Source organism: Lysobacter yananisis (assembly GCF_031199375.1).
Taxonomy (GTDB): domain Bacteria; phylum Pseudomonadota; class Gammaproteobacteria; order Xanthomonadales; family Xanthomonadaceae; genus Lysobacter; species Lysobacter yananisis.
In genome coordinates, this window is sequence record NZ_CP133568.1 from 3,595,313 (window position 1) to 3,607,925 (window position 12,613).

Here is a 12,613-nt window from a genome sequence, read left to right on the forward strand (position 1 = left end):
CGCTCAGGGACCGTAGTCGCGCAGGTAGGCGACGCTGAAGCGCAGGGTCGCCGCGCCGGCGGCGAGTTCGCCGGCGTCGTTGCGGTGCGTGCGCGTGGCCCGCCATTCGTTGTCGATGTAGGTGCCGGCGCGGGTTTGCGCGCGCGTGCGCACGGCGTCGGCGGCGGCGAGCGCGGCGGCGTAGTCGGGCGTCGCCAGCGCCAGCGCGGTCTCGACGTCGTCGAGCAGGGCGTCGAAGCCGGGCTGCTCGGCCGCCGGCAGCAGGTCGACGCGGTCGCGCAGGCGCTGCAGTTTGGAGGCGATCACCAGCGGGGTCGGGCGCGCGTCGGCGAGGATCAGGAACTGCGAGAAGCCGCCGTAGGTGCCGCGCGCGCGCACGCTGCCGGCGGCGATCTCGTCGGTGACGTCGTAGAACGCGCCGCCCAGCGGTGCCTTGAACAGGCGCAGGCGGGTGCCGGCGGCGTAGGGCAGCCAGTGGGTGTGGATCTCGACCCGGCCGCTGCCCTTGAACTTGAGGCCGCCCGACAGCGGCGGCTGCACCGTCACCAACATCGGCAGGCTGCCCGGCAGGGTGGTGAGGTCGGTGTCGGGCAGGCGCGCGATCAGGTTCGGGTCGTACAGGCTCACGGTCTTGGCCGAGACGCCGAGCGCGGCCGGGCTGAGCCCGCTGGCGTCTTCGAAGTCGAGCAGCAGTTCGGCCACCACCGGGCCGGGCCAGCCGGGCAGGAACGGCAGGCGCACGGTCGCCTCGGCGTGGTTGCCGTTGGCGGCCACGGTCACCGGCAACGGAATCTGGGCCGCGGCGGCGCCGCTGCCGAACAGCAATCCGGCGGCGGCGACCCAGGCGGCCAGCCGCGGCAGGATGCGGCGCGCGGCGCGCGGCGGCGATTCGGCCGCGGCCGGGTCGGTCGGGTTGGACGCGGTAGGGAGTGAGCGGGCGGGGATCGAGCCGGCAGTGATCGAGCCGGCAGTGATCGAGCAAGCAGCGAGCGAGCCGGCAAGGAGCGAGCCGGTCGGGATCGAATCGGTATGGCGCATGTCGGTGTCGTCCCCTGTACGTCGCGAATTGGCCTCGCCGGGCCGCGGCGGCCTGGCCGTCGCGACGGTAACCCGGAACCCGTCGGGTCCGCATGAACCGGCCGCCGGCCCGCCGTAGCCGGCGCGAGGCGACGCCGATCCGAGCCTACTGTGCGTCCGGTCGCCGGTCTGTAGGGGTTTTCCCTCATGCGGACTGGGCGGTCTCCCGGATGTCGCCGCGCCCGCGCGCCGGGCCAAGGTGGGCCACCCGGTCGTCGGGGAACGCAGGGAGTCCGCACGACATGCAACGCAATCGCCGCACCTTGGTAAAACTGACCGCACTGGCCCTGGGCATGGCCGCCAGCGGCGTCAGCCTCGCCGCCGCCCGCCTCGACGCCGCGCTCGAGCGCGCCCTGGCCGGCGCCGCGGACACCGCGCCGCTCGAGGTGGTGGTCGCCTACAACCAGCCCGGCCCGCTGCGCGCGGCCCAGGTGCAGGCGCTGAAGCTGCTCGGCATCGACAAGGGCGTGAGCATGCGCGCGCTGCCGATCGCCGGCGCGCTGGCGACGCCGGCGCAGATCCGCGCGCTGTCGCAACGCGGCGACGTGCTGTCGATCCACCTCAACAAACCGCTGCGCTACTACAACCAGGAAGCGCGCGAACTGTCCGGGGTCAACCGGGTCCAGGCCAATCCCGGCGACTTCGGCCGCACCGTGCCGTTCACCGGCCGCGGCGTGGCGGTGATGATCAACGACTCGGGCATCGACGCCACCCACGCCGACCTCAAGTACGGCCAGCGCGTGGTGCAGAACGTGCAGGCGCTGACCAACCTGCATTCGCTGCTGGATTTCCTGCCGGTGACGGTGCTGGAGAACCAGCTCAACACCGACATCAGCTCCGGCCACGGCACCCACTGCGCCGGCACCGTCGGCGGCAGCGGCGCGCAGTCCGCCGGCCTGTACCGCGGCGTGGCCACCGGCGCGGCGCTGGTCGGCTACGGCTCCGGCGCGGTGATCTCGATCCTCGACGCGGTCGGCGGTTACGACTACGCGATCTCGCACAAGAACAGCTTCGCCTCGCCGATCCGGGTGATCTCCAACTCCTGGGGCACCTCCGGCGCGTTCGACCCGACCGACCCGGTCAACCTGGCCAGCTACGAGGCCTACAAGAACGGCATCGTCAGCGTGTTCGCCGCCGGCAACGACGGCCCCAACGCCAACACCCACAATCCCTACGCGCAGGCGCCGTGGGTGATCTCGGTCGGCGCCGGCAACAAGGACGGCACGCTCGCCGACTTCTCCTCGCGCGGCAATCCGGGCGAGAGCGGCGGCTTCACCATGCCCGACGGGCAGGCCTGGACCTACGTCAACGAGCCGACCCTGGTCGCCACCGGCGTGGACATCGTGTCCACCCGCGCGCTGACCGGCGCGCTGCCGCTGCTCGCCGCGCAGCAGGACGCCGCGCTCGGCGCGCGCGCACTGTTCTACACCCACATGAGCGGCACCTCGATGGCCACGCCGCACGTCGCCGGCATCGTCGCCCTGCTGCTGGAAGCCAAGCCGTCGCTGCAGCCGCTGGAGGTCAAGCAGATCCTCAGCCAGACCGCCAACCCGATGCCGGGCCGGCAGCGTTTCGAAGTCGGCAGCGGCCATGTCGACGCCTATGAAGCGGTGGGGGTCGCCAACGCCTATTGATCGATCCGGCCGGGCCTCGCGCGGCGCCACGCCGACGCGGCCGCGCCGTCACCGGGTTCGGACGGGTGGCGAACCCCGTCCGTACTTCGCCCGCAGCGCCGCGTCCCCGGCGTTGCGGGCGCTCTCTCCAGCGAGTCGTTGAACGATTGTCATGAGCGGATGCCCGGGAAAGTTTCGGGCATCCGTTTTTTTTATCCGCCGCGTCCAGGACGCGCAGGACGCGAGGATGGCGAAGTTGAGGGCATCGGCCTTGCGGCGCGGCGACATAAGGTCGATGCGGATCGGATCGGATCGGATCGGATCGGATCGGATCGGATCGGATCGGTGAGGCTTGCATAGCGGCCAGGCGGGCACATAGTGTGCGAGCCGCGAGCCGCGAGCCGCGAGCCGCGAGCCGCGAGCCGCGAGCCGCGAGCCGCGAGCCGCGAGCCGCGAGCCGCGAGCCGCGAGCCGCGTGCGGCAGGCGACGAAACGGGCGATTGGGGCGACGATGCCGTGGCGACGCGAAACCACTGGAATGCATCGGCGCGACTGCATCGCGCACCGGGCGCAATGAGGGAATGCGTCGCGCTGAAGCACGCGCAAGGCGAGCGTTGCCTCAGTCGGCGCCGCGAGTGCGCTTGAGCTGCGATTCGACGGGGGAGTAGCGGTGCGCGGGCGTAGGCGAGCGGGAGCGCACCGGCTCGGGCAGGCGCGCCTGGGCGACGAGTCTGGAGCCGGAGGCGGCGGCCGCGATCGTCCGCGCCGCGGCCGGGGCGGCGGCAGGCGCAACGAGCTCGCGGGTTTGTCCGCGCAGTTCGGAGACGAGGGATTCGGAGTCCGCGGCGGACGCGCGCGAGAAAGAAGGAACCGCCGCTCGGGCCAACAACGCCAGCGCCGAGACGGCGGTCAGTACGAAGAGATAGCGTGGCAGCGCGCGGAACGTGTCCTGGACCCAATTCGCCGCCTTCATGCACTCGCCCCGCGCATTCCCTGCGGGGGCAACCGGCCGGCCGTCCGGGCCGCCGGTGCAACATCCTGTTCGCAGTGCATTACCGCTTCCCCAACTTCTGTAATCAGTAGCCCCAGGCTCCGCAGGTGCGCTTGCTCAAGGCGGCGGCCTCGTTCCATTGCTGAGCGGCGTCCGTGTCGTCGCATGGCCGTGCTGCCGGGGCCCGCACAGATTGCGCCTGCCGCCCGGCCCGGCGCAGTAGGCCGACGGCGCGGCGCCGTGTAGGAATTTTCTGACAAGCGTCACGCGGCGAATGCGCAACGGGCCGGCCCGGGGAGGCCGAGGCGATCCGGCGTCGCGCCCGGCGCAAGCGCCGCGCAGGCAACGCCGCCGGCCCGGCGCGCGGGCAGGGGGCGCGATGCGCGGTCCAGGAGACCGCGCATCGCCGAGCTCAAGGCTTGGATTCTTCCGGCATGGTCCCGGCCGAACGCAGGTCGTGCTGCGCCTGTTTCAACGCCTTGACGTCGAGCGGCAGGATGCGGTCGATGAAGCAGGGCATCTTGATCGATTGCCGGTCGAGCACCACGACCTTGTCGAAGCGCTGGTGCACGCGGCCCATCTGGTTGGTCACCGTGATCGCCTGGGCGAAGTCGAGGCCCGGGCAGCTGCCGCGCAGTTCCAGCAGGTAGGCCTGGCTGGGCTTGGTCCACAGGCCGAGCGCGCTGTCGCCGAGCGGCGTCCAGCCGTCGATGCGGCCGAAGTACTGGAAGCTGTCGACCGGCGCGCCGGCATGCTGCCGGTACAGCGCCAGGCGTTGGGCGTCGTCGAGCTTGGGGCCGGCGCTGGCGCAGCCGGCCAACGCGGCGACCGCCAGGCAGGCGGCCAACAACCGCGCGGCGCGGCCGCGCGGGATCGCTACAGTCGGGCGTTTCATGGGCGTTTCCTTATGGCGGCATCGGCGCCGATGGGAGTACGCCCGCATCATGCGCTTGGCGCGCGCGGCGGGCGCATCGCCGGCCGGCATCGTTCAGCGCAAGGGAGGCTTGCCATCGGCGGCATCCGTCCGTATCATGCCGCCTCTCTCACGGGTTGCCCGTGAAATGGCCGGGTAGCTCAGTTGGTAGAGCAGGGGATTGAAAATCCCCGTGTCGGGGGTTCGATTCCCTCCCCGGCCACCATTTACGAGAAGGGCTTGGCAGCGATGCCAGGCCCTCTGTTTTTGGGCGCGCGCGGGGTACGGCGCGCGACGGCCACGCGTCGGGCGCAGGCCCGGCGCCGGCGTTTTCGCAGGCACCGCGCGTCCGGCCGCGATCGGCGGGCGCGCAGAAGGCGAGGCTGGCAGGTGAAGGACACGCGTTATCACGAATTGGACGCGTTGCGCGCGATCGCGGCTCTGGGCGTGATCTGCTGGCATTACGTCCACACCTATCACGTCGCGCCGTTGGCCGCGGTGTTGGCCCCGTTCTACGGGCGCGGCCTGCTGATGGTGGATTTCTTCTTCGTGCTGTCGGGCTTCGTGCTGGCGCGCGCGTTCTGGGTCGACGGTCGCGCTCAGCGGTTCGGCGCCAATCTGCGCGCGCGCCTGGCCCGCATCTATCCGCTGCATTTGTTGACGCTGTGCGCGGTCGCGGCGATGCAGTGGCGATTGGCCGCGCTCGGCCAGCCGCCGTTCGTCTATGCCGCCAACGACGGTTATCACTTCGCGCTCAACCTGCTGCTGTTGAACAGTTCGGGCCTGCAGCAAGGGTTCTCGTTCAACGCGCCGTCGTGGTCGATTTCGACCGAGTTCCTGGTCAATCTGGCGTTCCTGGCGATCATCGCCGCGCCGGCGAAGATCGCGCGCGGTTTGGTCTGGGCGGTGTTGGCGGCGGCGTTGGCGACGATGGCGGTGCGCGGGGTGATCAACGCCAGCAAGGCGCTGGGCTGGATCGACAACGACGTGGTGCGCACGGCCGCGGGCTTCTTCCTCGGCGTGGTCCTGCACCGGTTGCATCGTGCGCTGGGCGAGCCCGCGCCGCAGGCCGGGGCCCGCGTACGCTGGCCGTGGGATCTGCTGGCATTGGCCGCGATGGCCGGCGTCTATTGGTATCTGTCGAGCGATGCGTGGTCGAACGCGGGCGATCTGCTGACCTGCTATCTCGCGTTTCCGGTGCTGATCCTGAGCGTGGTGCGCAGCGGCGCGGTCCGCGCGGCGTTGCGGCTGCGGCCGATGGTGCGGCTGGGCGAGATGTCGTATTCGATCTACCTGGTCCATTTCCCGCTGATGCTGGCGCTGCACCTGTGGACGCTGCACAGCGGCCAGCCGCTCGCCTACGCCGACCGCTGGTTCTTCCCGGCCTTCATCGCCGCGGTGCTCGCGCTCTCGTACTGCAGTCATCGCTGGATCGAGGAACCCGGCCGGCGTTGGCTGGCCGGCCGCCGCAGCGGCGCGGCCGGCGACGGAGCGTCCGTCGCGCCGCGCTGAACTCGCTGCGCGGGCCCGGGCCCGCGCCTGCGCGCAAGCCCGGGCGGTGCGCTTACGGCGCCTGGCAACCGTTGGCGAGCAGGCAGTCGCTCCATTCCTGGAAGCACTTCTGGAACTCGGCGTCGGTCATGACGCCGTCGGCGCGCGCCTCCAGCCGGCATTGGTTGTAGTTCTTGGTACACCAGCGGTCCTGGCACGCGGCGTAGACCGACGCCGAGAAGCCGAACGCGGCGACGGCGACGAACAGCAGGGTGGATCGGGCGGACAAGCCTTTCATTCGTTCTCTCCTTGGTAAACGGACGATTGGACTGCGCTTGCGTCGCGGCGTAACGGGTCCGCCGCGGCGGCGCCCGGCCCTGGGCGGGGCGCCGACCGAGGATTGTGCGGCATCGCCGGCGCGGTCGCTGCGACCGGCGGCGCGCGTACGGGCCTGCTCGGGATCGGCGCGGATCGGACTCGGGCGATCTTCCGATTCGGCTTCGAATCGGCTTGGAATCGGCCTGGAATCGACCCGGAACGCACGGATGCCCGGCTGCCCGGCGCGGTTGACACGCGCATTGCGCCGAACTAGGGTTCGCTTCCCCGTATTCCCGCCGACCGGCGGTCCAAGAGGGAAGCATGTCGGAGATTGTGGCCACCCGCTGACCTTCGCTTTCAGTGAAGGTGGGTAACGCGTCGAGTCTGTTCGCCATCCGCGCAAAGCGGGTGCGCGCCGTCGCGTTCGTTCCGGCTACAACCGACCTGCGACATGAACCTTTCCAAATCGGAGCAACGCGTCCTGCACGCGTTGGCTCAGGGTGGCTGCATCCACCATCGCCGCGCCGACGACAGCGCGGCCGTCCTTGCCGTCGACTGCTACAACCGCGACGGCTTCCGCCTCGTGGATTGCACCGTGGCGGTGTTCAAGAAACTCAAACGACGCGGCCTGATCTGCTCGCACGACGGGCAGCCGTACCGCATCAGCCATCTCGGACGCCGCAGCGTGCGTCCGCAACCCGACAATCGGTGACGACTATGTTGAGCTTGCTCATGTTCGATGCCGGCCGTTGCGGCCCGCTGCCGTCCGCGCAGGAGGAACCCATGCGTATCGAGGAAGAAACCCACGCCCAGCGCGCGCAGACGCACGCGCTCAACCGCGCCGCCTTCGGCCGCGCCGACGAAGCCGATCTGGTCGACCGCTTGCGTGCGGATGGCCTGGTGCGATTGTCGTTGGTGGCGGTGGAGGACGACGAAGTCGTCGGCCACATCCTGTTCACCCGGTTGCCGACCCGCGTCGACGGGCGCGAAGTCGACGCGGTCGCGCTGGCGCCGATGGCGGTGCATCCGCACTGGCAGGGCGCCGGCGTGGGTTCGGAGCTGGTGCGCGAAGGCCTGGCGCGGCTGGCGTGCGAGGGCTGCGAAGCGGCGATCGTGCTCGGCCATCCGGGCTACTACCCGCGCTTCGGTTTCAGCGCGGCGCTCGCCGCCAAGCTGGCGTCGCCGTTCGCCGGCGAGGCGTTCATGGCGCTGGAACTGGCCGCAGGCGGCTTGCGCGGCGAGGCCGGCGAAGTGCGTTATCCGGCCGCGTTCGGCATCGACGCGGCGTAGCGAACGGCGCGGCGCGAGCGCGCCGCGATGCGCGCGGCGGACCCGGCACGGACCGGGTCCGCCGTCGCGATGGACTCAGTCCATGACCGGGCAGACGACCCGGACCAGCCTGACGTAGCGGGTGCTCACGCCCCAGCGCGGGTTGAGGCAATCGCCGTAGCCGCGTTCGCCGACGACCTCGGTGTAGGTGGCGTCGCTGTAGTAGGTCTGGATGTAGCTTTCGCCGGGATTCGGATGCGGCAGCGCGCCGGCGGCCAGCGACAGGGTCATGCCGGCGGCGAACGCGATCAGGGCGAGCTTGCTCTTGGACGACTTGTGCATTGGGACTCTTCCTTGTGTTGGTGCGCCTGGCGCGACGCGGCCGCGGCTGCGGCGATACGGCGCTTCCCTGCGCATCCGGCGGGAGCCGGAATCTGGATTCAACACGAAAGCCGTCGCAACGCGAGCGTGCATGCGATGTGAGCCTTGTCGCAGTTTCGCGGCGAGCGCGCCGCCACGGTTCGCGCGCTCAGGCCTGCGGCACGTAGCCGGCCGGCTTGTCGGCGCCGCCGCCGAACAGGAACTTTTCCATCTCGGTTTCGAGGAAGGCGCGGTCCTTGGGATTCATCGGCGACAGCCGGTTCTCGTTGATCAGCATGGTCTGGTGGGCCAGCCACGCCGCCCAGGCGGCCTTGCCGATGTTGGCGAAAATGCGCTTGCCCATCTCGCCGGGCCAGGGGACGAAATCCAGGCCTTCGGCCTCGCGCTGTTGGTACTGGCAGAAAACGCTGCGGCTCATCGGAAGTCCTGGTGTGGCGGCGAAAGTGGCGGTGCGGATCGGCTGGGCGAGAGCGTGCTAGGCGGGAGCGGGCGAAACGAGAGCGGGCGAGGGGGCGATCTCGGCCGCCGCGCTCAGCCCGCCGCTTCGATCAGCTTGCGGATCGGCGCGGGAATGCCGAGTTCGGCCAGATCCTCGCGCGCGAACCAGCGCAGGCCGTCATTGTCGCTGACCCGCGCGCGCAAGGCGACCGCGCGCCAGCGTCGCGGCTGCAGTTCCAGCTTGTAGTGGCTGAAGGCGTGGGCGATCGGCGCCAGCGCTTCGCCGTCGGCGTATTCGCCGTCGAGGTGGGTTTCGAACCAGCGCTCGGCCTGCTCTTCGTCCTCGTGCTGCGGCAGCGTCCACAGCGCCGCCCAGATGCCGGTCGGCGGGCGCCGCTGCAGCAGCACGCGGCCACCGCGGTCGAGCAGCCACAGCACCTGCGCATGCCGCTGCGGCACCGCCTTGCCCGGCTTGGGCACCGGCAGTTCGGCGGTGCGGCCGTGGACGCGTGCGACGCAGTCGTTTTGCAGCGGACACAGGATGCAGGCCGGATCGGCGCGGGTGCATACGGTCGCGCCCAGGTCCATCTGCGCCTGGGTGTAGTCGGTCATGCGCGCCGGCGGCAGGTGCGATTCGGCCAGCGCCCACAATTGCTTCTCCACCGCCGGCAGGCCGGGAAAACCGTCGATGCCGTGATAGCGGGCGAGCACCCGCTTGACGTTGCCGTCGAGGATGGCGTGGCGGTCGCCCCAGGCCTGCGACAGGATCGCCGCGGCGGTGCTGCGGCCGATGCCGGGCAATGCGGTCAGCGCGTCGAGGTCGCGCGGCAGTTCGCCGCCGTGGCGCTCGACGCAGAGTTTCGCCGCGGCGTGCAGGTTGCGGGCGCGGGCGTAGTAGCCCAGGCCCGACCACAGGCCGAGCACGGTGTCCTGCTCGGTCGCGGCCAGCGCCGGCAGGTCGGGCAGGCGGGCGACGAAGCGTTCGAAGTAGGGCGCGGCGGTCTTGACCTGGGTCTGCTGCAGCATGATTTCCGACAGCCACACCCGGTACGGCGAGCGCGGATGCTGCCAGGGCAGGTCGTGGCGGCCGCTGACGTCGAACCAGGCCAGCAGGCGCGCGGCGAAGGTGTCGTCGCCGGCGGCGGCCGGTGCGGCCGCGGCGGCGGTCGCGGGCTTGCGGCGGGAGCGGGCGGGGGCGTTGGCGCTTTGGCTACGGGCGGTCATTGCGGTTGCGGTATCAGGAGGCCGGCGCGGGCGCGGCGGCGGGCGGATCGTCTTCGATGCTCACCTCCACGCCTTGCAGCGTGGCGCCGGAGATCTCGATCTTCGGCGTACTCAGGTGTCCGGCCAGCGGCGGCAACGGCGGGCCGTCCTTGGTTTCGATCCAGGCCAGCATCTGCGGCAGGCGGAAGCGGCCGTCGAACAGGGTCTGCTCGCGTTGGACGCGCAGCGCGGCGGTGTCGGAGAAATCGGCCTTGCCGTCGTAGTCGAGCTGGAACGCCAGCGGCGCGGCCGATTGCCCCAGCGGCGGCGGCAGCGCCGGCCAGGCCCGCGGCCAGGCATGGATGCGGCCGCGCCAGCGCAGCGCCAAGGACTGGCCGAAGCCGAAGCGGCCGCCGGCGTCGAGGTTGGGCACGGCGCTGTCGGCGGCGGCGCGCAGCGCGGCGCCCATCGGCGCCAGGGTCAGCTCGCCGTCGCGGTAGCGCAGCGGGCCGGCCACGCCGAACGCGAACGGCAGGTCGGTGGAGTCCGCACCTGCACCAGCGCGATAGCGCGCGTCAGCGCCCAGCCGCAGCGCGTCCAGGCCGAGGCCGTCGTCTCCGGCGTGCAGGCGCGCGCCGGCGCGCACGCGCATCGGCAACCGCCAGTCCTTGGCCTGCACCGCGATCGCGCCGGCCAGGCCGAGGCCGCGCGCGGCGGCGGGGCGTTGCAGGGTCGCGTACAGATCGAACGGCACTTCGACGCCGTCGGCCAGCGCGCGGCCGCGCAGGCGCCCGCGCACGGGTTGGTCAGGATCGAGTTCGGCGAACTCCACGCCGATGCCTTGCACCGACCAGCCCGCGGCGGCGACGCGGCCGTCGCGCACCCGCGCGCCGCGGCTCAGGCGCGGGATGTCGAACGGTTCGGTCGAAGCCGGACGCGACGCCAGCCAGCGCTGGAGTTCGCCGATGTCCAGTTGCGGCGCGTCGAGTTCGATCCGCTCGACGTCGAGCGACGCGCCGGCGGCGCGGATCGTCGTCCACGGCACCGCCAGATAGACGCGGCCGGCGCGCAGCAGCGGCTTGTCGCTGCCGGGAACGCGCGCGACCAGGTCGCGCACTTCCAGCATCGGCGTGCCGCGCAGGCGGTACTCGCTGGCGCCGCTGGCGCTGATCTCCAGGCCGAGCGCGCGTCCGGCCTGGCTCAGGACGATCCAGCCGACCTGGCTCGGCCGCGAGACCCAGCGCAGGCCGATCAGCGCGGCCAGCAGCAGCGCCAGGGCGATCCAGAGCCGTTTGCGCGAGCGGCGTGCGGGCGGCGCCGTCGTTTCGGCGGCGGCCATGCGCGGCGCCTCAGCCGCCCAGCGCTTCGGGCAGCAGGGCGTCGACGAAGGCTTCGGCGTCGAACACGCGCAGGTCTTCCGGACGCTCGCCGATGCCGGCGAAGCGGATCGGAATGCCGAACTCGCGCGCCAGCGCGAACACCACGCCGCCCTTGGCGGTGCCGTCGAGCTTGGTCACCACCAGGCCGGTGACGCCGACCGCGGCGTGGAACTGGCGCAACTGCGACAGCGCGTTCTGGCCGGTGGTGCCGTCGATGACCATCAGCACCTCGTGCGGCGCGGTCGCATCGACCTTGGCCAGCACCCGGCGGATCTTGCCCAGCTCGGCCATCAGCCCCTGCTGGGTGTGCAGGCGGCCGGCGGTGTCGGCGATCAGCACCTGGGTGCCGCGCGCCTTGGCCGCGGTCAGCGCGTCGAAGGCGACCGAGGCGGCGTCGGCGTTCTGGCCCTGCGCCACCACCGGCACGCCGTTGCGTTCGCCCCAGGCCTGCAGCTGCGCGACCGCGGCGGCGCGGAAGGTGTCGCCGGCGGCCAGCATCAGCGGCCGGTTCTCGTCGCGGAAACGCTTGGCCAACTTGCCGATGGTGGTGGTCTTGCCGACGCCGTTGACGCCGACGGTCAGCACCACGAAGGGTTTTGCGTCGGTGTCGATCGCCAGCGGCTTGGCCACCGGCTGGAGCATGCCGATGAGGTCTGCGCGCAGCGCGGACAGCAGCGCGTTGGCGTCGGCGAACTCGCGCGACTTCATCCGCTTGCGCAGGTTCTCGACCAGCGCGGTGGTGGCGGTGACGCCGACGTCGGCGGTGATCAGCGCGGTTTCGATTTCGTCGAGCAGGTCGTCGTCCAGGCGCGGGTTGCGCGAGAACAGGCCGCCGAAGCTGCGGGCGAACGCGCTGTTGCGCAGGCGCTCGCGCCAGCCGCTCTTGCCGGCGGGGGCGGCGGGCTTGTCGACGTACTCGATGGGAGCGGTTTCGACCGGCGCGAGCGCGACCGGGTCGGTCGTGGCCGGCGCGGTTTCCCGTGGCGCGAGCGCGGCCGGCGCCACGACCGTGGGCGCCGCCGGCTTGGGCGGTTCGGCCTGGGCCGGCGCGGCGGAGGCGGGTGCGATTGGAGCCGGTGCGGTTGGAGCCGGTGCGCCAGCGGCTGGCGCGTGAGTCGGCGCGGGTGCAGGCGGGTTAGCGGCGGGCGGCGGCGCGACCTGCGTGAACGCGGCGGGTGCGGAACGGGCTTCGGCGGGGCGGACTTCGGCGGGCGGCGCTTCGACCGGCGCGGCTTCGACCGGCGTAGCGTCGACCAGCGCGGCCTCGACCGGCGGGATGTCGACAACGGCTGCCGCGGCGAGACCGGCCTCGTTCTGCGCAGCCGGCGCGGCGTCGGCCGCCGCCTCGGCTTCGCCGCCCTGGGCCGGCGCATCGGCCGGCGCCTGCGGCTGCGCGCCGGGAATGGCGGCGGCCAGTTCCTCGATGCTGTATTCGCGCTCGGACGGCTTGCCGGCGTCGGGCTTCTTGCGGCGGAAAAAACTGAGCATGAGACGGAAGATGGGGGCATGCGCGAGAATCCGTACATGCTAGCACCGGCCT

At 71.7% G+C, this 12,613-nt stretch carries 13 protein-coding genes and 1 tRNA gene; 5 read left to right on the plus strand and 9 right to left on the minus strand.

Translation table 11 applies throughout. The annotated features are described in order from the left end of the window. Positions 1-3: 3 nt before the first annotated feature. The gene (locus tag RDV84_RS15025) at positions 4-1,038 is read right to left on the minus strand and encodes a DUF6689 family protein (protein ID WP_309150788.1); all 1,035 of its coding nucleotides are present in this window, start codon (positions 1,036-1,038) and stop codon (positions 4-6) included. Positions 1,039-1,319: 281 nt separating this feature from the next. Between RDV84_RS15025 and RDV84_RS15030 the strand changes: the two genes are divergently transcribed. Continuing rightward, the gene (locus tag RDV84_RS15030; RefSeq protein WP_309150789.1) at positions 1,320-2,711 is read left to right on the plus strand and encodes a S8 family serine peptidase; all 1,392 of its coding nucleotides are present in this window, start codon (positions 1,320-1,322) and stop codon (positions 2,709-2,711) included. A gap of 598 nt (positions 2,712-3,309) precedes the next feature. On the opposite strand, the gene RDV84_RS15035 is transcribed toward RDV84_RS15030, so the two are convergent. Beyond that, positions 3,310-3,663: a hypothetical protein gene (locus RDV84_RS15035; RefSeq protein ID WP_309150790.1), complete on the minus strand. Its 354-nt coding sequence runs from the start codon at positions 3,661-3,663 to the stop codon at positions 3,310-3,312. Positions 3,664-4,093: 430 nt separating this feature from the next. Then, positions 4,094-4,576 (minus strand): DUF6491 family protein, encoded by a 483-nt coding sequence (locus tag RDV84_RS15040; RefSeq protein ID WP_078996701.1) that lies wholly within the window; start codon positions 4,574-4,576, stop codon positions 4,094-4,096. A gap of 168 nt (positions 4,577-4,744) precedes the next feature. Here RDV84_RS15040 and RDV84_RS15045 point away from each other — a divergent pair. Continuing rightward, positions 4,745-4,820 (plus strand) — tRNA-Phe (locus RDV84_RS15045). A 164-nt stretch (positions 4,821-4,984) separates the two neighbouring features. Beyond that, the gene (locus RDV84_RS15050; RefSeq protein WP_309150791.1) at positions 4,985-6,106 is read left to right on the plus strand and encodes an acyltransferase family protein; all 1,122 of its coding nucleotides are present in this window, start codon (positions 4,985-4,987) and stop codon (positions 6,104-6,106) included. A 52-nt stretch (positions 6,107-6,158) separates the two neighbouring features. Here RDV84_RS15050 and RDV84_RS15055 read toward each other — a convergent pair whose 3' ends face one another. Then, positions 6,159-6,383 carry a hypothetical protein gene (locus tag RDV84_RS15055; RefSeq protein ID WP_057948367.1) on the minus strand — a complete coding sequence of 75 codons (225 nt, stop codon included), beginning with the start codon at positions 6,381-6,383 and terminating at the stop codon, positions 6,159-6,161. 471 nt (positions 6,384-6,854) lie between these two features. On the opposite strand from RDV84_RS15055, the gene RDV84_RS15060 reads away from it, so the two are divergent. Both RDV84_RS15060 and RDV84_RS15065 read left to right on the plus strand, forming a co-directional pair. Further along, positions 6,855-7,115 carry a YjhX family toxin gene (locus RDV84_RS15060; protein ID WP_078996679.1) on the plus strand — a complete coding sequence of 87 codons (261 nt, stop codon included), beginning with the start codon at positions 6,855-6,857 and terminating at the stop codon, positions 7,113-7,115. 71 nt (positions 7,116-7,186) lie between these two features. After that, positions 7,187-7,693 carry a GNAT family N-acetyltransferase gene (locus tag RDV84_RS15065; RefSeq protein ID WP_309150792.1) on the plus strand — a complete coding sequence of 169 codons (507 nt, stop codon included), beginning with the start codon at positions 7,187-7,189 and terminating at the stop codon, positions 7,691-7,693. A 75-nt stretch (positions 7,694-7,768) separates the two neighbouring features. Here RDV84_RS15065 and RDV84_RS15070 read toward each other — a convergent pair whose 3' ends face one another. The 5 genes from RDV84_RS15070 to ftsY form a co-directional block, all read right to left on the minus strand. Further along, complete coding sequence (locus RDV84_RS15070) at positions 7,769-8,014, minus strand: DUF6289 family protein (RefSeq protein WP_250449585.1); 246 nt, start codon at positions 8,012-8,014, stop codon at positions 7,769-7,771. 187 nt (positions 8,015-8,201) lie between these two features. Then, complete coding sequence (locus RDV84_RS15075; protein ID WP_057948364.1) at positions 8,202-8,471, minus strand: oxidative damage protection protein; 270 nt, start codon at positions 8,469-8,471, stop codon at positions 8,202-8,204. 113 nt (positions 8,472-8,584) lie between these two features. Next, positions 8,585-9,715: an A/G-specific adenine glycosylase gene (gene mutY, locus RDV84_RS15080; RefSeq protein WP_309150793.1), complete on the minus strand. Its 1,131-nt coding sequence runs from the start codon at positions 9,713-9,715 to the stop codon at positions 8,585-8,587. Positions 9,716-9,728: 13 nt separating this feature from the next. Then, positions 9,729-11,033 carry a hypothetical protein gene (locus tag RDV84_RS15085; RefSeq protein ID WP_309150794.1) on the minus strand — a complete coding sequence of 435 codons (1,305 nt, stop codon included), beginning with the start codon at positions 11,031-11,033 and terminating at the stop codon, positions 9,729-9,731. A gap of 10 nt (positions 11,034-11,043) precedes the next feature. Then, a complete protein-coding gene (gene ftsY / locus RDV84_RS15090) occupies positions 11,044-12,561 on the minus strand; it encodes a signal recognition particle-docking protein FtsY (protein ID WP_309150795.1) in 1,518 nt (505 codons plus the stop codon). Positions 12,562-12,613: the final 52 nt, after the last annotated feature.

Bases quoted from the DNA above. Each gene is read 5' to 3' on its own strand.
- RDV84_RS15025 (WP_309150788.1), bottom strand. From the start codon at position 1,038: ATGCGCCATACCGATTCGATCCCGACCGGCTCGCTCCTTGCCGGCTCG.
- RDV84_RS15030 (WP_309150789.1), top strand. From the start codon at position 1,320: ATGCAACGCAATCGCCGCACCTTGGTAAAACTGACCGCACTGGCCCTG.
- RDV84_RS15035 (WP_309150790.1), bottom strand. From the start codon at position 3,663: ATGAAGGCGGCGAATTGGGTCCAGGACACGTTCCGCGCGCTGCCACGC.
- RDV84_RS15040 (WP_078996701.1), bottom strand. From the start codon at position 4,576: ATGAAACGCCCGACTGTAGCGATCCCGCGCGGCCGCGCCGCGCGGTTG.
- RDV84_RS15055 (WP_057948367.1), bottom strand. From the start codon at position 6,383: ATGAAAGGCTTGTCCGCCCGATCCACCCTGCTGTTCGTCGCCGTCGCC.
- RDV84_RS15060 (WP_078996679.1), top strand. From the start codon at position 6,855: ATGAACCTTTCCAAATCGGAGCAACGCGTCCTGCACGCGTTGGCTCAG.
- RDV84_RS15065 (WP_309150792.1), top strand. From the start codon at position 7,187: ATGCGTATCGAGGAAGAAACCCACGCCCAGCGCGCGCAGACGCACGCG.
- RDV84_RS15070 (WP_250449585.1), bottom strand. From the start codon at position 8,014: ATGCACAAGTCGTCCAAGAGCAAGCTCGCCCTGATCGCGTTCGCCGCC.
- RDV84_RS15075 (WP_057948364.1), bottom strand. From the start codon at position 8,471: ATGAGCCGCAGCGTTTTCTGCCAGTACCAACAGCGCGAGGCCGAAGGC.
- mutY (WP_309150793.1), bottom strand. From the start codon at position 9,715: ATGACCGCCCGTAGCCAAAGCGCCAACGCCCCCGCCCGCTCCCGCCGC.
- RDV84_RS15085 (WP_309150794.1), bottom strand. From the start codon at position 11,033: ATGGCCGCCGCCGAAACGACGGCGCCGCCCGCACGCCGCTCGCGCAAA.
- ftsY (WP_309150795.1), bottom strand. From the start codon at position 12,561: ATGCTCAGTTTTTTCCGCCGCAAGAAGCCCGACGCCGGCAAGCCGTCC.